The following is a 17,878-nucleotide window of genomic DNA, read 5'->3' on the forward strand; positions in this document are numbered from 1 at the left end:
GGCGGGTATTTTACCCTTTAAACGAGTGAAGTCGATTCATGGCTTTGGCCATTTCGCCATTCAGGGCATCGGGTAGCACTTGAATGGCTTCATCGATTGCAGCCCGAATACTTTTTTCTTCGGCAATGGGGGCGCGACCCAACACATGACCGGTAACGCGAGATTTATCGCCGGGGTGACCAATACCAATGCGCAAACGGTGAAAGTCCTTGTTATTGCCAAGCTGACTGATAATGTCGCGCAAGCCATTCTGGCCACCATGGCCACCACCGGTTTTGAAGCGTGCAACACCGGGAGGAAGGTCCAGCTCATCGTGAATAACAAGGATGTTATCTGCTTTGAGTTTGTAAAAATTAGCCAGTGCCGCAGTGGCAAGTCCGCTGCGATTCATAAAGGTGGTGGGCTTGAGTAACCAGCATTCATGGCCATTGATTCGGCCCTTGCCTGCGAGCCCATGAAATTTTTTGTCCGCTGACAGGGTGATACCGTGGCTACGTGCAATAGCGTCCAGGCACCAGAAGCCAGCGTTGTGGCGGGTATGTTCGTATTCGCTGCCCGGATTGCCCAGACCGACGATCAATGAAATTGGTGCAGTCACTTACTTGCCTCATCAACATAATGATTCGAGAACCGCTTGTCAGCTTGCGGCATCATAAATGCTGGTCAATCTGAAAACAAAAAAAGCGAGGATAAACCTCGCTTTTTTTATTACGACCAGACGAAATTATTCAGCAGCGTCTGCTGCTTCGTCTTCGTCGCTTTCTGTGGTGCCTTTAGGTACCAGAACAGACAGTACTGCAGCGTCGTAATCTGCGCCATGGCTCAGAGCCAGAGATTCAACACCTTCTGGCATTACCAGATCGCTCAAGTGAACAACAGTACCGACTTCAACGTCAGCCAGATCTACCTGAATAAATTCTGGCAGGTTTTCAGCTGTTGTGATGATGTCGATGCTGGTGACCTGGTGAGTCACTTTACCACCGCCCATTTTAACGCCAACGCAGGTATCTTCGTTGATGAAGTGCAGAGGGACGTGGGCCTTGATCTTGCTGTCTTTGTTAACGCGCAGGAAATCAGCGTGCCACAGGATGTCTTTGGCAGGATGGCGTTGCAGGTCTTTCAGGACAACCTGTTCAGACTTGCCAGCAATCTCCAGAGTAATGATGCTGTTGTAAAACGCTTCATTCTCCAGTCGTTTGTTGAATTCATTCGACTTGATGGTAATGGTTACAGGCTCTTCTGAACCACCATAAACAATAGCAGGAACGCCATTTTCACGACGCAGGCGGCGGCTCGCACCTTTCCCTGAATCTTCGCGAACAACAGCAGACAATGTGAAGTCTGACATAATAAATACCTCGTTAGCAGATAGAAAAACCGCCAGAACTTGCGACCAGTGCTGGCGGTTTTATTTAACCGGTAACACTGAGTGCTACCGGGTTCAGTACGTGTTCGTATGGTTAACGGAACATCGCGCTGATGGATTCTTCATTATTAACCCGGCGTACCGCTTCAGCCAGCAGACCAGCAATGGTCAGTTGGCGAATGGAACCGGTGGCGCGAGCGGCTTCAGACAGCGGGATGGTATCGGTAACCACCAACTCATCCAGTTCTGCATTGGCAAGCCGTTCAAGAGCGGGGCCGGATAGTACAGGATGTGTACAGTAGGCGACAACTTTTTCAGCACCAAATTCTTTTAATGCCTTGGCGGCATGGCAAAGAGTGCCGGCGGTATCGACCATGTCATCAACCAGTACACAGGTACGGCCTTTGACATCACCGATGATATTCATGACTTCGGCAACGTTGGCTTTCGGGCGACGTTTGTCGATGATGGCGAGGTCGACATCCATCTGTTTGGCGATGGCACGAGCACGGACAACACCACCAATATCCGGAGAGACAACAATCAGGTTATCGTAATTCTGGCGTTCCAGGTCATCCAGCAATACCGGAGAGGCGTAAACGTTATCGACGGGAACATCAAAGAAACCCTGAATCTGGTCAGCGTGCAGATCAACCGTCAGCATACGGTCAATCCCAGAACCTGCCATCATATCGGCAACGGCACGGGCACTGATTGGTACACGGGCACTGCGTGGGCGACGATCCTGACGGGCGTAACCAAAATAAGGTACAACGGCGGTGATACGTCCGGCAGAAGCACGACGCAAGCCATCGGCCAGCAGCAGGATTTCCATCAGATTATCGTTTGTGGGAGCGCAGGTAGGCTGGATTATAAAAACGTCTTTACCGCGTACGTTTTCATCGATCTCAATGGTGATTTCACCATCACTGAATTTTCCAACGCTGGCTTCACCGAGGGGAATGTCGAGACGTTCGACAACGAGTCGGGCCAGTTCCGGATTGGCATTACCGGTAAATACCATCAACTTAGACACAATAGTCCCCTTTGATGTCACTTTAATCTGAATTGGGAGAAAAAGAGTTGGCTGGGGTGGCAGGACTCGAACCTGCGGATGACGGGATCAAAACCCGTTGCCTTACCACTTGGCGACACCCCAATCTAGGACGGTCTGAATAATATCTTATGTGCTGGTGAGTAGTTAATACCCCGCGCAATAAAGCGTTCATATTCAGCCGGTAACTGCTCAGAAACCTTTGCGGCTTCTGCTTCCGAGTCGAAGCTTGAGAATATGCAAGCTCCGGTTCCCGTCATCTTAGCAAAGGAAAATTTATTTAGCAAATTCAATGCTTTACCAACTTCAGGATAAATCATTGAGACAACTTGCTGGCAATCGTTATTGCCCCCTTGCTCAAGTGCGAGGCGCATATTAATTACAGGAGTGTGTCTTGTCAAACACTTATGTGAAAAAACTTTTCCCGTGTTTACATGGACATCGGGCCGAACCACCAGAAACCACTTTTCTTCCAGCTCGGGTACCGGCGTTAGTTGTTCACCAACACCCTCAGCAAAGGCCGCCTGGCCCTGTACAAAAACCGGCACATCGGCTCCAAGGGCAAGACCCTGGGCAGCGAGCTGGTCGAGCGATTGATGGCACTGCCATAATTGATTCAGAGTGAGCAGTGTCGTGGCGGCATCGGAACTGCCACCACCAAGGCCACCTCCCATTGGCAAGCGCTTGGTCAAACGAATATCAGCCCCGGGCACAGTCCGGCCTTGTGTTTTGGCAAGATTCTGTAACAACCGCGCAGCACGAATAATCAGGTTGGATTCATGCTCAACACCATCAATGGCTGGTGTGAGTGTCAGCTGGTCATCCTCTCGGCACCGAAACTCCAGCCAGTCGCTGTAATCGAGAAACTGAAACAGGGTTTGCAGGTTATGGTAACCGTCGGGTCGCCGACCGGTAATATGCAGCATCAGATTGAGTTTGGCGGGTGCCGGTACTCTGACCCAGGGGTTGGCAGTATCAGTCATACAATGTCCATTCGTTAATCGCCAGAGTCAGAGAGTAATGGTAACCCTGGATCTTGATCAGTCCGGGCAGCCAGATGCCCTGTTGCTGTTGGTAGCGGCTAAAGCGCAAGGTCCAGCCGTTTTGCTGTAGATGACTGAGCAAACCATAATCATCAAACTGACTGGTGGCATCGCCATCCGGTGCCGGTTGCCCCTTGACCCAGTAACGAATACCACTCACCGGCAAGTACCAGCCAAGGTGATCCGCCATCAAGCTTTCTGCGTTGGCTGCGGTCAGGGGCTGGTCATGGTTTGGCAAGGTCAAGGTCGCGTTATGCTGATTACCCTCCAGGCGGGATGACCCCTGACCCATGGGGCCGGTAATAAACAGATCGTACTGCTGCTGGTCTTGTTGCCAGGTGAGGTAGCCGGTCACGCTGTCATTCTGTGTTGTGACCGATAATTTACCGCGCAGCTGCCAGTGTTGCAGTTGATCCAGCTGACGTTGTTGTAACTGCTGGTCACCGGGCAAGAGCGAACAGGAAGAGAGGGCGCTGACGAACAGCAGGAGCAGCGGCACTACCCATCGGGAGCGGACGTGTGGCGCAGCGTGCGCCATCGAGATCGGATTACTGATCATTCAGATCGACCTTCAGACGCTGCAGCGTGTTCTCGATAATGGTGCTGTCAGGCTGATCTTGCAGTCCGGACTGCCAGACGGCCTTGGCCTGTTGTTGCGCCCCGGTGATCCAGAGCAGTTCGCCGTAATGAGCGGCGATTTCATGATCGGCAATGATAGTAAAGGCTTGCTGTAGCAAGGGTTCGGCTTTCTGGTAGTCACCCAGTTTAAAGTAGGCCCAGCCCAGGCTGTCGATAATGGCTGGACTGTTGGGACGTAATGCCAGCGCCCGTTGCAGCAGCGGCAAGCCGTCCTCAATACGATGCAAGCGGTCGACCAGAGTATAGCCGAGGGCATTGAGGGCATCGGCGTTGTCGGGTTGCAGCTCAATAACCCGCCTCAGGTCCTGTTCCATGAGTGGCAGGTTATTCATGCGTTCGGCGACCAATGCCCGGTAGTAGATAACCTTGGCATCATTGGGGTTGTCATTAATAAGCCGGGTATAACGATCCATTGACTCCTGATACTGGCCATAGTCGGTCAGCAGGCTGGCTTCCAGTATGGTCAGTTCTGTGTGTCTTTTGGGGAAGCTCTGGCGCAAGGTTGTCAGGTAAGCAACGGCGCTCTGGATACCTTGTTGCTCGGCGATCAGTGCCGCGGCATTCAGGTGGGCGGGCATAAACTCTCGGCTGTCTTTAACCTGGATATAATACTCAAGCGCCTGATCCGGTTGATTAAGCCGCTCTGACAGTTGTCCGAGATAAAACAGTGCCTGATTCTGATGCGCGCCACTCTCCAGCAGACTGACCAGATGCTGGTAAGAGGACTGATCTTCTCCCATATCAAATTCAATCAGCCCCAATGACAGCAACACGGTATGGTCGCCAGGGTATTGCTGGTGCAAGTCACTGAAAGCCTGTCGGGCGAGCAGGATCTGGTCGGTATTCAGCAAGAGCCGGGCACGCAGCACTTGCATACCTTTATGGTCAGGGTGTTGTTGCAGGACTTGCTCGACCCAGGCCAGAGCAGCAAGTTTGTCACTTCTTGCTGCCAGCATTCGCGCCTTGAAGACCGATGCCGGCAGATTTGCGCTATCCAGTACCAATGCCTGGTTGAAATGCTCAAGGGCGCTGGTATCGTTGCCAGTACCTTGTTCCAGAATTCCCACCGCAGTCCAGAGCGACGGATTATCAAGATCTTCCTGCAGTGCTTGTGACAGAGCATCAAGCAATGGCCTGCGATCACTTTCTGCACCGAGAGACGCAGTAGAAGCCAGTAATTCGTAATGACTGTCACCGGTGAGCGCCTGCAATTTTTGTAAATGTCCCAGCGCATCAACAAACTGCCGTTGTGCCATATACAACTGCGCCAGTTGCCAATGGACCTCGGCGTTGCCAGGATCGGCAGCAAGCCAGATATTGGCGGCCTGGATCGCTTGCGGATACGCTCCCATATATTGGGAGACCTGGGTAGCTCGGGCAGCAATTTGTGGATTGCCGGTGCGCTTGGCGGAAGCAAGATAACCGTCACGAGCACGTTCGAACTGCTGACGCTGTCCGGCAAACTCGGCGGTGAGCAGTTCGACCAGTTCTGTCTGGCTGAAATTGGCCACTCTTTCGTCTTCGACTTCGTCAGCAGCAACAGCGGTTTCTTCTGGCTCGGTCGATTGTGTGATTGCCGGAGTACTGGCAAGAGGCTCATCAGGCTGCATTTGTTGGCTGGCACAGCCCGGCAGCAGGATGCCGAATGCCAGGGTTGTGAGGAGCCAATGAGAGAGAGAGGCACCTTTACTACCGGCTGAATGCAGTAAAGATGTCGCGTTCGGAGCGGCTGTCAACGATGTTGTGAACACTCTGTTTCTTCCGGAACGAGGGCCTTCAGGAGTCGATAACACCTGAATTGCCAGAAAATTTTGTGTCTATTTAGGGTTAGATGACACACTAAGTCAAAGATTTAAGCGGTAAAGCCAAGCGCTGGCGTTTATAATCCGCGCTTTTCGATCAGGGGTAGCACACAGCGTAATGGGTATCTGGGTTCTGGGAATTAACCATAAGACCGCACCGGTGTCCGTGCGTGAACGCGTTGCATTTAATCCCGCTACCATGCCCGCCGCTCTGGTCGACATTTGCCAGGACAAGGCGGCTGCCGAGGTTGTCATTCTTTCAACCTGCAACCGTACTGAGATCTACGGATCGTCTGCAGAGTTCCGTTGGACACACGTTAGAGACTGGCTTGCCGGGCATCATGGGCTGGATGCACGAGAATTGGATAACGCACTTTACTGTCTCGAAGGCGAAGAAGCGGTACAACACACCATGCGAGTCGCCAGTGGGCTGGACTCATTGGTACTGGGTGAGCCACAAATCCTCGGGCAAATGAAGTCCGCTTTCGCCGTAGCGCAGGAAGCGAGCAGCGTCGGGTCCGAATTGGGACGGCTGTTTCGCCAGACATTCTCGATTGCCAAACGCGTCCGCACCGATACCGCCATTGGAGAGAACCCGGTCTCGGTGGCCTTTGCTGCCGTACGGATGGCACAGCATATTTTTGCCGACCTGGGTCGCAGCACCGCGCTGTTGATTGGTGCCGGGGAAACCATCGAACTGGTGGCCCGGCATTTACGCCAGGCGGGTATTGAAAAAATCATTGTCGCCAACCGTACCCTGGCACGGGCGCAACATCTGGCCGAAGAATTTCACGCCGAAGCGGTGCTGCTGGAAGATATACCGGAAGTACTGACCGAAGCCGATATCGTGATCACCTCTACCGCCAGCCCGCTCCCGGTATTGGGTAAAGGCGCGGTTGAAAAAGCCCTTAAAAAACGCCGCCACAAGCCCATGTTCATGGTTGATATTGCCGTTCCCCGTGATATTGAGGCTGAAGTCGCCGACCTGAGCGATGTCTATTTGTACACCGTCGATGATCTGCGCAATATCATTGAAGAAAATGTCCGCTCGCGTGAAGACGCCGCGCAACAAGCCGAAGAGCTGATTCTGGCGGGCGTTGAACACTTTATGCGCGAGCTGAAAGTGCTCGATGCCGTTCATACCGTGACGGACCTGCGCTCTCATGTCGACACACTGCGTGAAGAACAGCTGATCAAAGCGATCAAACAACTGCAGAACGGTGCCGAACCCGAAAAAGTCCTGCGCCAGTTTGCCCATACTTTTAGCAATAAACTGCTTCATGCACCGACGATTGCCCTGCGTAAAGCAGCCGCCGACGGTCGCATGGATGTCTTCGACAGTACCCGTGAGCTGTTCCAGCTCAGTGATGCCGCCGATGCCGCCAGCAACAGCGATGATAGAACATGAAAGCCTCCCTTTTGCACAAACTGGAATCGCTCTCCGAGCGTTACGAAGAAATCGGACACTTGCTCTCCGACCCGGAAGTGATTAACGATCAGAACAAGTTCCGCCAACTATCACGAGAATACAGCGAGCTGGAAAGCCTGGCCCAGACCTTTGGCCGCTACCAGCAAGCACAAGCTGACCTGGATGAAGCTGATCTGCTGGCCAATGACAGCGACCCCGACATGCGCGCCATGGGCGAAGAAGAACAGCACGCCGCCAAGGCACAGCTGGAAGCCTTGAGCGGCGAGCTGGAAATCCTGCTATTACCAAAAGACCCGGACGATGGCCGCAACGTGATTGTCGAAATCCGGGCCGGCACAGGTGGCGACGAAGCGGCAATTTTTGCCGGTGACCTGTATCGCATGTACACCCGTTTTGCCGAAACCCAGGGCTGGCGCACCGAACTGATGAGCGCCAGCGAAGGTGAACACGGCGGCTTCAAGGAAGTGATCACGCGCATTGCCGGGACGGATGTTTACTCGCGGCTGAAATTTGAATCCGGTGCCCACCGGGTGCAGCGCGTACCAGAAACCGAAAGCCAGGGGCGTATTCATACCTCGGCCTGTACCGTTGCAGTGATGCCAGAAGTCGACAGTGAAGAAGAAATCGATATCAACAAAAATGATCTCCGTATCGATACCTTTCGTGCCTCCGGTGCCGGTGGTCAGCACATCAACAAAACCGACTCCGCTATTCGCGTAACGCATTTGCCGACAGGTCTGGTTGTCGAATGCCAGGACGAACGCTCGCAGCATAAAAACCGCGCCAAGGCACTGGCCGTTCTGGCGACTCGCTTGCGTGATGCCCAGCGGCAGGCAGCTCATGCCGAACTGGCTGCCACCCGCAAAAGCCTGGTGGGATCGGGGGACCGTTCTGAGCGAATCCGCACCTATAACTATCCGCAAGGGCGAGTCACCGACCACCGCATAAACCTCACCCTGTACAAGCTCGACGAGATTGTACAGGGTGACCTCAACCCGATTCTCGGGCCGTTGGCGCAGGAACATCAGGCTAACCTGCTGGCGGATATGTCCGGCCAATGAGTCAGACCATCGACGCCTGGCTGGCAGCTGCACGACAGCGGCTGGAAGCAAGCTGTCATGCCCATGACCCGCAAGACAGCAGCGCCCGGCTGGATGCCGAATTACTGGTTGGCCATGTACTGCAAAAGCCTCGTACCTGGCTTTATACCTGGGGTGACAAAACCCTGGCGGCCGCCGCACACGAGCAACTCGAACCGCTGTTAGTACGTCGCTGTGAAGGAGAGCCGATAGCCCATATTCTGGGTCAGCGCGCATTCTGGTCACTCGATCTGGAAGTGAATGCCAGCACTCTGATTCCCCGCCCCGATACCGAAACCCTGGTGGAATGGGCATTGGAATTACCCTTGCTGGCCACCGCGCGGGTGTTGGACCTTGGTACCGGCACCGGTGCTATTGCCCTGGCGCTAGCCAGCGAACAGCCGAGCTGGCAGGTATCCGGGGGCGATGTGTGTTTGCCCGCCGTTGAACTGGCACAGCGTAATGCCCGGCGTAACCAGATCAAGGCCACCTTCTTGCACAGCCACTGGTTTGACGCCCTGAGCGGGCAATTTGACCTTATCGTCTCCAATCCGCCTTATATCGACTCCGATGATCCGCATCTGGTGCAAGGAGATGTGGCCTTCGAGCCGCGCAGTGCCCTGGTTGCGGAACAACAAGGCATGGCAGACCTGAAATATATCATCAGCCAGGCACCGGCTTTTCTTAACGCCGACGGCTGGCTGTTGCTGGAACATGGCTATCAACAGGCAGAAGCGGTTGCCGCCTGTTTGGCGCAACAGGGCTTTGTCGATATCAATACCCGGCATGATCTGGGCGGCCAGCCACGCATTACTGGCGGACGCTGGCCTCAAATCCGGTTGGCCTGAGGTGTTGGCCTGATGCGTATGACCCAAGCCATCCTGTCGAAGGAATAGAAAATGGACACTCTCTCAGATCAACAACTACTGCGTTACAGCCGTCATCTTTTGCTGCCAGAGCTGGACCTTGATGGCCAACTGGCACTGTTACGCGCCCGGGTAATGATCATCGGATTGGGTGGATTGGGCTCTCCGGTTGCACTGTATCTGGCCGCCAGCGGTGTGGGCGAGTTGATCCTGGTCGATGACGATCAGGTGGAATTGTCCAACCTACAGCGCCAGATTATCCACGGCGATGCCGACCTCGGGCGCGCCAAAGTCGATTCCGCCGCGACCAACCTGCGAGCACTCAACCCGGACTGCCAGGTAACAGCCATTCAGCGTCGAGCCGATCAAACCTGGTTGCAACAGCAACTGGATAGCGTCGATGTGGTGCTGGATTGCACCGATAATGCCGATATTCGTTACCAGCTGAATCAGGCCTGCCTGACAACCTTGACGCCATGGTTATCGGCTGCCGCTACGGGCACACAAGGCCAATGGATCTGGTTTGACCCAAGAGACAGCAACAGCCCGTGTTACCGCTGCCTCTACCCGGACCTGAACAGTGATGGACTCAGTTGCGCCGACAGTGGCGTGCTGGCCCCTCTGGTTGGGGTTATCGGTTCATTACAGGCATTGGAAGCGCTGAAATTTATTGCCCGGATCGGCGACACCCGCCCAGGTCGACTGAAGACATTCGACGCCCTGACAGGGGATCAGCGTTGTTGGGAATTACCCGGCAACCCGCATTGCCCGGATTGTGGTCAGCCAGAGTAGTTGTTTACTATTTGTGACCAGAGCAGCAAAGTGTGGCAGAAGACCGATTCGTTTCCACGTTAGCTCTCAAAAGGCGCTTCCATGATCTTATATAAGTACATGTCCTTTGAAACTGCATGTAAGGTCATTGATACTCTATCATTAGGCTTTTTATGCCTCGAAGATTTGAATGATCCATTTGAATGTACCGCTTTTGGTTTTACGAATAATGGGACGGAGATAAATTCTGATTTAGCTACAGCGGCAGCGGCGTGCAGGAACAGATTTTCCAGAAAATACGGAATCTTGTCTTTAACCAGGCAGCCGCTAAATAGTTTGATGTGGTCACACTATGGAGATGAACATCAAGGTGTTGTCATAGGAATTGATGTTGATATTGCTGGATTTTCTTGTGTCGAAAAATGCGTTATTCCTAGTCAATATGGCGAAGTGATTTACTCTGCAACCAAACCACATAAAGACTTGCCAGTTATTAGTGCAGATACTCTCATGGAAATTGGGCAAGAATTGAGATTTGATCCAGATGCATTTAATCTTGTGAAAAGGGCATTCTTATACAAGTCAATCGAATGGGGTTACGAGGAGGAAGTAAGAGTGGTTAAAGAAATATCAGGAATTCCTTTGGGTTATTATATCGGACAAGGTCGTCACGATGAGTGGACTAAAATAACTATTTCTGGTAGGCCTCTATATTGTTTTGATATACCAGAAAACTCAATAAAAGAAATATATTTGGGGCACCATATTCGTAAAAATGTAACAAAGAAAAATGTATTGACTGGAGAAGAACTCAAGGGTTTATTAAATTCTTGGAGAGAAAAAGGTATCAAGGTCATGCGATGTAATCCTGATTTGCATTCATGGAATCTGATTGCTAAACCGTAATCCAGCTAAAAAGGGGAGCAACCTCCCCCTGTAATTATTAGGCTTCTAGCCGGGCACCAAATACATTCCGCCAATCTTTTAGTAACCGCTTACTTCGTGATCACCAGTACCCTAATATACTCCACCAAATCGCCCCAACCAACGTCCAGATAATCAGGTTTACCACGCTCATTACCAGGCCCATGATCCACCAGTCCTCCATGGAGACGTAGCCAGAGCCAAAGATAATTGGTGAGGTGCCGGTGGCGTAATGGGTGAGGGACATCATCAGGGAAGAGGCGCCAGCCATCAGCAAGGCAAGAAACATGGGTGGTGCTCCCAGCGCCAGCCCAGCAGCATAAAATGCGGCAAACATGGCGGTAATATGCGCGGTGGTGCTGGCAAAAAAGTAGTGGGCGTAAAAATACACCGCCACCAGAATCAGCACCGATAATTGCCAGTTAAAACCAAAGTCGGCGATATGGCTCTCAACCTGATGGGAAAACCAGCCAACCAGCCCCAGTTTATTCAGGAAGGTTGCCATCATAACCAGTGCTGAGAACCAGACGACGGTGTCCCAGGCGGATTTTTCTTTCAGTATATCGTCCCATTTCAATACGCCAGACACCAGCAAGACCGATAACCCGAGAAAAGCCACGGCGGTGGTATTAACGGCAAAGGCATCGCCAAACAGGATGGCAGGCAACCCGGCCCACAAAATCAATAACAGGGCAAAAACACCAACCATGATTTTTTCGTCAAAATGCATGGGCCCCATATCATCCAGCTGCTGATGGGCAAAACGGCGGGCGTCGGGTGTTTGGGTAATTTCTGGTGGGTAAATCCAATAGATAATCAGCGGCATCAGCAGAATACATACCAGCCCGGGCAATAATGCGGCCAGCGCCCAGGTTGCCCAGCTGATACTGATCGCCATGCCGGTAGCATCGGCGACGAGTTTGACAACCAGCGGGTTCGGAGCCGTGGCGGTAATAAACATGGCAGAGGTAATAGGGTTGCTGTGGTAGTTCACCAGTGCCAGGTAATGGCCTATTTTCCGTTGTGTTCCTTGCTCCGGGCAAGAGCCAAAACTGCCGGCAATGGATTTCATAATGGGGTGAATAATGCCACCACCACGGGCGGTATTGCTGGGGGTGACAGGGGCCAGCACCAGTTCGGATAACGCCAGGGCATAACCGACTCCGAGGGTTTTACTGCCAAATAAAGCAATAAAATGATAGCCAATCCGATTGCCAAGACCGGTTTTAACCAAGCCTCGGGAAATCATGATGGCGATACCAATCAGCCAGATCAATGAGTTGGAAAAACCACTGAGAGCGTCTGCAATGGCTCCTTTGGGGCTGTCGTTGGTGACGCCGGTGATAGCAACCAGGGTGATGGCCAGCATGGCGATGGCACCAATGGGCATCACCTTACCGATAATGGCAGCAATGGTACCCACAAAAAGCGCCAATAAATGCCAGGCTGAAGGCGAAACGCCTTCAGGCACAGGAATAACAAACCAGATCAGTAAAATAATGATGAGGCTGACCGTGGCCGGAATGATTTTAATGCCTCCAGCTTGCATATTCAGATCCTTATTCAGTGGACAAAGGGGTGTGAGTTAATGCGTTATAAATAATGCTTCTGGATTGATGTTACCTATAATAACAGGCTGTGCTTCGATAATGTTTATAGCAGTTTATGCTTGCCTGCTATTGGTTGGTCTGAGTCATTATGGCTCAATGATGTTGTTATGGTCAGCCCGATTATTCACCCAGGTATCGATGAATAATCGGGCTGGGTAATCATCCATTATTGAGCTGAATGATTACCTCTGTTTTACATGGCTTCTTTAAAGATTTGCGCCACTTCTTCAAATGTTGGCTGGATCGGGTTGGTGATACCACAGGCATCTTTCATGGCATTTTCAACCAGCGTCGGGATATCTTCTTCCTTGGCTCCCAACTGGGCAACACCCGCTGGAATATTGACATCCGCAGACAGGGTGCGAATTGCGGCGATGCAGTCTTGGGCGGCATCTTCAGCGGATTTACCCAGTACATCACAGCCCATTGCGGCGGCTATATCAGCCAGTCGTGGTGACGCGACCTTGGCGTTAAAAGCCTGTACATGTGGCAACAGAATGGCATTACACACGCCATGAGGAAGGTCATAAAAACCGCCCAGTTGGTGAGCCATCGCGTGTACATAACCCAGAGAGGCGTTATTAAAAGCCATGCCTGCCAGAAACTCAGCGTAAGCCATTTGCTCGCGGGCTTCTGCGTTGCTGCCATCGGTGACAGCAGTGCGCAGGTTGTCGCTGATCAGACGAATGGCCTGAAGGGCGCAGGCGTCGGTAATCGGAGTAGCTGCGGTTGATACATAGGCTTCGACGGCGTGAGTCAGTGCGTCCATACCGGTGGCGGCGGTCAGTGAGGGGGGCATACCCAGCATCAGATCGGAATCATTGACGGAAAGCAGCGGCGTGGTGTGCTTGTCGACGATGGCCATTTTTACATGGCGAGTATCGTCAGTAATGATACAGAAGCGGGTCATTTCACTGGCGGTGCCTGCGGTGGTGTTAATGGCAACCAGTGGCAACTGCGGCTTGGCGGACTGATCCAGACCTTCGTAGTCGGCAATATCACCACCATTGGTGGCTACCAGAGCGATACCTTTGGCGCAGTCATGAGGTGAACCGCCACCCAGGGAAATCACAAAATCACAGTTGTTTTCTTTCAGGATGGCCAAGCCGTGCTCGACATTGGTGACGTTGGGGTTTGGTTTGACTTCGTCGTAAACCACCGAGGTGACATTGTGCGAGGCCAATAACTCAGCAACCTGACCCACAACACCGAGTTTGACCAGCGGTGCATCGGTAACAATCAGTGCTTTTTTCCAGCCGTAGGATTCAATGGCTGTCGCTGCTTCTTTCAGGCAACCGCTGCCCATCAGGTTGACACTAGGAATATAAAAAGTAGTAGCAGGCATAATGCAATCCTCAAAGAATTTTAATGGCAAGTAAACTGTAGACCTCTATTTGTTAGAAGTACTTGATATAACGCAAGTATCGATTGATCCGCAGGGCATGAATATGATTTTCAGAATATTTTAAAACAGAACAGTATGTCGCTGAATTATTCATTATAAATCATTGAAAAAATATATATTATATTGCTGGCTGTATAAGTGATAAACATTTTCATGTTGGGCTTGGAATAGCCTGCTGGCGTCGAAGAGAACAGCACGGGGCACGTCACTGAGCACGGCACAGCACAGTCACGGCACAGTCACGAGAGTATGGCGAGCCCGGTGCTGGCTCGCAGCGGCTGTTTGAGTCATGACCCCATGCTTCTCCTTGGTTCACCGACAGGGCCAAAGGGAAGGCTGGCCGCTGTCATCCTGTCCCGGGTCGTGCTGTTACCCCTGCTGTGGTGTTCTACTATCGTCTGAAAATTGAGCAAATAATCATCAAATGAAAGCCTTACTCTGGCCAGAGATAACAAATCTCGCTAGAGTATGAGGCGTTGAATGAATATTTCTTTGTTTCTGCAAGGCTGGGAAATATCACATGGAATTGGATTTTGGTTTGTTGTTTTTATGACTAGGTATCGTTCACCTTGGTGGTGGACTCTAGCGGTATAGGAGTACCCTGGGATTGATTTCACAATTGCCCAAATGGGTTGAAACCGGCGCTTTTGTATTGGCATTGATCGCCGGTGTTGTTAACGCAGTCGGTTTATTAGGATTCGAACATCAGTCAGTTTCTCATTTGTCGGGTATTGCTACATTGCTGGGTACCAGCCTGATTACAGATTCTTTAAGAAATGTTCTTCATATTTCTGGTCTTATGTTGGCCTTTTTGATGGGGTCGGCAATATCCGGCTTCATGCTGCATGGTGTTGCCCTGAAACTGGGGCGACATTACGATACCCTGCTGATACTGGAAGCGGTTTTATTGACAATGGCTTTTTTGCTATTATCCAAAGAATTTTTTTATGGGCATTATCTGGCATCTGCTGCCTGTGGTTTACAAAATGCCATGGCTACTACCTATAGTGGGGCAATTATCCGAACAACACATGTTACCGGTATCTTTACCGATCTTGGAATCATGATCGGTGCGTTTCTTCGTGGCGAAGAACTCGATATCAGGAAATTAAAACTGTTTACTCTTATTATTGCCGGGTTTATATCCGGTGGTGTTATCGGTGTTTTACTCTATAGTGAATACTATTTTATGACCCTGCTGTTTCCGGCGGCTGTCTGTATGGTTATGGCGTTGATCTATCGAATTTACACCAGAACCCATAAATAACCGGTATGTGTTTGTTTGGGCAGCTGTACTTTATATGATGGATGCTGTGTATGAAATTACTGATTTTTCTGGGCACTGTGCGCGACAGTACCCCGCCACGACCAGCTCGATTGGGTGAGCGGGTGGCAAAAGCCTGCCTGACATGTCTTGAACAGCGTTATAAAGAGCACGACATCGAATTGATTGATGCTTTGGATTATCCGCTCGAAACGGTTTTCAAACCGCATTTTGCGTATGCAGAAGGCCGGGCACCTGCCGCGCTGAATCGGTTGGCAGAGAAAATTGCCTCCGCCGATGGCTTTATTATGGTCAGCCCGGAATATAACCATTCGATGAGTCCTGCACTGGCCAATTTACTGAATCATTTTGGCAGTTCACTATTTTCCTACAAGCCCAGCGCTATCGTGACTTACTCGGCAGGTCAGTGGGGTGGTATGCGAGCTGCGGTAGGAATGCGTACGTTTTTGGCGGAATTGGGCTGCTTGTCTGTGTCTGCCATGATTCATGTACCCAAGGCCCAGGCTGTGTTTGCTGCTGATGGTTCGATGCAAGCCGGGGAAGAGCAGGGGGCCTGGTTTGGTTATTTTGATCGGGCTTTCAGTCAACTGGTCTGGTGGGCGCAAGCTACCGCTACTCACCGGAGTGAGGTGAATCCACACACCTTGCTGCAAGATTTCAAAACCGACCCGTCTGAGCGTAACGCACCTTAGCCGGTCACTCTCTGATCCAGAATTGATTGGGAAACAGACAACCCCTGCCAGCCGCTGGCAGGGGTTGTTTGGGTGATTTTTGTTGCCTGTCATTTTTGGCAGTCTACTGAAAATAATGGCAGCCAAATGGCCTGTTTCAACAAAATTTCCCGACCACACTCCGTTGTTATGTTTATCGTGTGCCAGTTGTTGCTTGGGCTGGCTTGTCCAACACTTTGATTTTATTAGTGATTGCTTGTCATAATTTTTAAATATTCCTGTTGAGGAATATTGGCCTCTCTGTTGCTAATGTAATGGGGACATCTATTTAATCCTGCACGGCTCTGCGCGAGTGTTGCCGTTGTTCAGGGCAAGGCGATGAATGCAGCGAAATGACGAGTCCTTTTCAAATTCGTCAACACCGCACTGGACGACGGCAACCCTTGCCCTTCGGGGGCTGCTGGATGATCTCGACTCGGTGTCGCCGACTTTTGACTTGACCCGTCAGGCCTGCAAGTCGGCTTCGTGATTCGAAACCATCCGGTGGCCCAGAGTGAGCACCGGATTAAATAGGTGTCCCCTAATGGTATCGACACACAAAAAAAAGAGAGGCTGAGCATGGCAAGAGTCATTGTATTGGGTGCAGGCACAGGCGGCATGGCCGGGGCATATGAAATCCGGGAGCTATTGGGCAAAGACCATCAGGTCACGGTAATTAATGAACGGGAAGACTTCCAGTTTGTGCCGTCTAACCCCTGGATTGCAGTACGCTGGCGTGAGCGACCGGAAATCAGCTTCCCGATTCGTCCCTACCTGGAAAAGAAAGGTATCGAATTTATTGCCTCTGCGGTAACGGCAATCGATCCGGACGAGAACTGCCTGACGCTACAAGATGGCTCTCTGCAACAGTACGATTATCTGGTTATTTGTACCGGCCCAAAACTGAATTTCGCCGCGGTGGAAGGAGCAGGCCCGCACGGTGGTTTTACCCAGTCGGTGTGTACGCTGGATCATGCTGAAGCTTGCCGTGACGATGTGGATAACCTGATTGATGAGCCAGGGCCAGTGATTGTTGGCGCATTTCCGGGGGCTTCGTGTTTTGGCCCTGGATATGAATACGCCTTTATTCTGGAAACGGAACTGCGCAAGAAAAAAGTCCGGGACCAGGTTCCCATGACCTATATCACCAGCGAACCCTATATTGGCCATTTGGGCCTGGGTGGCGTAGGCGATTCAAAATCGATGATCGAAAGCGAGCTGCGTAACCGTCATATCAAATGGATTACCAATGCCAATGTGACGCGGGTAGAAGCAGGCATGATGTATGTGGACGAGATGAACGACGACGGTTCATTAAAACAGCAGCACGAAGTGCCATTTAAACATTCCATGATGTTGCCAGCCTTTGCCGGGGTCGAACCGGTAGCGGCGGTGGAAGGGCTGGTAAACCCGAAAGGTTTTGTGATTATTGATGAATTCCAGCGTAACCCGACCTGGAAAAATATCTATGCCGCTGGGGTGTGTGTGGCGATTCCGCCGGTAGAAGAGACGCCAGTGCCAACCGGGACACCCAAAACCGGCTATATGATTGAATCCATGATGACTGCCATTGCGCATAATCTGCAGGCCGATCTGGAAGGGGGTGTGGCGGATTCCAAAGGCACCTGGAGTGCGATCTGTTTGGCTGATATGGGAGATACCGGGGCAGCGTTTGTGGCGATTCCACAGATTCCACCGCGTAATGTCACCTGGTTCAAACAAGGCAAATGGGTGCATCTGGCCAAGGTGGGTTTTGAGAAGTACTTTATGCGCAAGATGAAAAGCGGTTCCAGTGAACCGATCTTTGAAAAGTACACCTTGAAGGCGTTAGGCATTCATCGCCTGAAAGATCATTGAAAGATCATTAAGGTAGCAAGGTAACAGGCAAGGCGAGC

The 17,878-nt window shown here is 51.6% G+C and carries 16 protein-coding genes and 1 tRNA gene; 8 read left to right on the forward strand and 9 right to left on the reverse strand.

The features are described from left to right. Positions 1–10: 10 nt before the first annotated feature. From pth to Q8W32_RS11435, 7 genes are all read right to left on the reverse strand, one after another. Complete coding sequence (gene pth / locus Q8W32_RS11405; protein WP_303433017.1) at positions 11–598, reverse strand: aminoacyl-tRNA hydrolase; 588 nt, start codon at positions 596–598, stop codon at positions 11–13. Positions 599–724: 126 nt separating this feature from the next. Then, the gene (locus Q8W32_RS11410) at positions 725–1,348 is read right to left on the reverse strand and encodes a 50S ribosomal protein L25/general stress protein Ctc (protein WP_303433016.1); all 624 of its coding nucleotides are present in this window, start codon (positions 1,346–1,348) and stop codon (positions 725–727) included. Positions 1,349–1,460: 112 nt separating this feature from the next. Beyond that, entirely contained in the window at positions 1,461–2,402 is a 942-nt protein-coding gene (locus tag Q8W32_RS11415; RefSeq protein ID WP_303433015.1) for a ribose-phosphate pyrophosphokinase, read from the reverse strand. A 48-nt stretch (positions 2,403–2,450) separates the two neighbouring features. Then, a tRNA-Gln gene (locus Q8W32_RS11420) sits at positions 2,451–2,525 on the reverse strand. Positions 2,526–2,527: 2 nt separating this feature from the next. Continuing rightward, positions 2,528–3,403 (reverse strand): 4-(cytidine 5'-diphospho)-2-C-methyl-D-erythritol kinase, encoded by an 876-nt coding sequence (ispE, locus tag Q8W32_RS11425; RefSeq protein WP_305414998.1) that lies wholly within the window; start codon positions 3,401–3,403, stop codon positions 2,528–2,530. After that, positions 3,396–4,022 carry a lipoprotein insertase outer membrane protein LolB gene (gene lolB / locus Q8W32_RS11430; protein ID WP_303433013.1) on the reverse strand — a complete coding sequence of 209 codons (627 nt, stop codon included), beginning with the start codon at positions 4,020–4,022 and terminating at the stop codon, positions 3,396–3,398. The genes ispE and lolB overlap by 8 nt, the downstream gene beginning before the upstream one ends. Beyond that, complete coding sequence (locus Q8W32_RS11435; protein WP_305414999.1) at positions 4,012–5,853, reverse strand: tetratricopeptide repeat protein; 1,842 nt, start codon at positions 5,851–5,853, stop codon at positions 4,012–4,014. The genes lolB and Q8W32_RS11435 overlap by 11 nt, the downstream gene beginning before the upstream one ends. Positions 5,854–6,022: 169 nt before the next feature. Between Q8W32_RS11435 and hemA the strand changes: the two genes are divergently transcribed. From hemA to Q8W32_RS11460, 5 genes are all read left to right on the forward strand, one after another. Then, positions 6,023–7,312, forward strand: a complete 1,290-nt coding sequence (gene hemA / locus Q8W32_RS11440; RefSeq protein ID WP_303433011.1) for a glutamyl-tRNA reductase — start codon at positions 6,023–6,025, stop codon at positions 7,310–7,312. Then, positions 7,309–8,394, forward strand: coding sequence for a peptide chain release factor 1 (gene prfA, locus Q8W32_RS11445; protein ID WP_303433010.1), 1,086 nt, complete (start codon positions 7,309–7,311; stop codon positions 8,392–8,394). The genes hemA and prfA overlap by 4 nt, the downstream gene beginning before the upstream one ends. Next, positions 8,391–9,260, forward strand: coding sequence for a peptide chain release factor N(5)-glutamine methyltransferase (gene prmC / locus Q8W32_RS11450; RefSeq protein WP_305415000.1), 870 nt, complete (start codon positions 8,391–8,393; stop codon positions 9,258–9,260). Before prfA ends, prmC begins: the two co-directional genes overlap by 4 nt. Before the next feature lie 51 nt (positions 9,261–9,311). Continuing rightward, a complete protein-coding gene (locus Q8W32_RS11455; protein WP_305415001.1) occupies positions 9,312–10,070 on the forward strand; it encodes a molybdopterin-synthase adenylyltransferase MoeB in 759 nt (252 codons plus the stop codon). An 81-nt stretch (positions 10,071–10,151) separates the two neighbouring features. Then, a complete protein-coding gene (locus Q8W32_RS11460) occupies positions 10,152–10,955 on the forward strand; it encodes a DUF2971 domain-containing protein (RefSeq protein WP_305415002.1) in 804 nt (267 codons plus the stop codon). A 100-nt stretch (positions 10,956–11,055) separates the two neighbouring features. Here Q8W32_RS11460 and Q8W32_RS11465 read toward each other — a convergent pair whose 3' ends face one another. Further along, positions 11,056–12,522, reverse strand: coding sequence for an anion permease (locus Q8W32_RS11465; protein WP_305415003.1), 1,467 nt, complete (start codon positions 12,520–12,522; stop codon positions 11,056–11,058). 254 nt (positions 12,523–12,776) lie between these two features. Then, positions 12,777–13,928, reverse strand: a complete 1,152-nt coding sequence (gene yiaY, locus Q8W32_RS11470) for an L-threonine dehydrogenase (protein WP_303433004.1) — start codon at positions 13,926–13,928, stop codon at positions 12,777–12,779. A gap of 667 nt (positions 13,929–14,595) precedes the next feature. Between yiaY and Q8W32_RS11475 the strand changes: the two genes are divergently transcribed. The 3 genes from Q8W32_RS11475 (at position 14,596) to Q8W32_RS11485 (ending at position 17,840) form a co-directional block, all read left to right on the forward strand. Continuing rightward, positions 14,596–15,255 (forward strand): YoaK family protein, encoded by a 660-nt coding sequence (locus tag Q8W32_RS11475; RefSeq protein ID WP_303433003.1) that lies wholly within the window; start codon positions 14,596–14,598, stop codon positions 15,253–15,255. Positions 15,256–15,305: 50 nt separating this feature from the next. Then, positions 15,306–15,965: an NADPH-dependent FMN reductase gene (locus Q8W32_RS11480; RefSeq protein ID WP_303433002.1), complete on the forward strand. Its 660-nt coding sequence runs from the start codon at positions 15,306–15,308 to the stop codon at positions 15,963–15,965. Positions 15,966–16,562: 597 nt separating this feature from the next. Further along, entirely contained in the window at positions 16,563–17,840 is a 1,278-nt protein-coding gene (locus Q8W32_RS11485; RefSeq protein ID WP_305415004.1) for an NAD(P)/FAD-dependent oxidoreductase, read from the forward strand. Positions 17,841–17,878 lie beyond the last annotated feature (38 nt).

This window comes from Oceanobacter sp. 3_MG-2023 (assembly GCF_030688925.1).
GTDB lineage: Bacteria > Pseudomonadota > Gammaproteobacteria > Pseudomonadales > Oceanobacteraceae > Oceanobacter.

What these genes read in the sequence shown, in the direction of transcription:
- prmC (WP_305415000.1), top strand. Translation starts at nt 8,391, where the DNA reads ATGAGTCAGACCATCGACGCCTGGCTGGCAGCTGCACGACAGCGGCTG.
- Q8W32_RS11460 (WP_305415002.1), top strand. Translation starts at nt 10,152, where the DNA reads ATGATCTTATATAAGTACATGTCCTTTGAAACTGCATGTAAGGTCATT.
- ispE (WP_305414998.1), bottom strand. Translation starts at nt 3,403, where the DNA reads ATGACTGATACTGCCAACCCCTGGGTCAGAGTACCGGCACCCGCCAAA.
- prfA (WP_303433010.1), top strand. Translation starts at nt 7,309, where the DNA reads ATGAAAGCCTCCCTTTTGCACAAACTGGAATCGCTCTCCGAGCGTTAC.
- yiaY (WP_303433004.1), bottom strand. Translation starts at nt 13,928, where the DNA reads ATGCCTGCTACTACTTTTTATATTCCTAGTGTCAACCTGATGGGCAGC.
- Q8W32_RS11455 (WP_305415001.1), top strand. Translation starts at nt 9,312, where the DNA reads ATGGACACTCTCTCAGATCAACAACTACTGCGTTACAGCCGTCATCTT.
- Q8W32_RS11485 (WP_305415004.1), top strand. Translation starts at nt 16,563, where the DNA reads ATGGCAAGAGTCATTGTATTGGGTGCAGGCACAGGCGGCATGGCCGGG.
- hemA (WP_303433011.1), top strand. Translation starts at nt 6,023, where the DNA reads ATGGGTATCTGGGTTCTGGGAATTAACCATAAGACCGCACCGGTGTCC.
- Q8W32_RS11410 (WP_303433016.1), bottom strand. Translation starts at nt 1,348, where the DNA reads ATGTCAGACTTCACATTGTCTGCTGTTGTTCGCGAAGATTCAGGGAAA.
- Q8W32_RS11480 (WP_303433002.1), top strand. Translation starts at nt 15,306, where the DNA reads ATGAAATTACTGATTTTTCTGGGCACTGTGCGCGACAGTACCCCGCCA.
- Q8W32_RS11465 (WP_305415003.1), bottom strand. Translation starts at nt 12,522, where the DNA reads ATGCAAGCTGGAGGCATTAAAATCATTCCGGCCACGGTCAGCCTCATC.
- lolB (WP_303433013.1), bottom strand. Translation starts at nt 4,022, where the DNA reads ATGATCAGTAATCCGATCTCGATGGCGCACGCTGCGCCACACGTCCGC.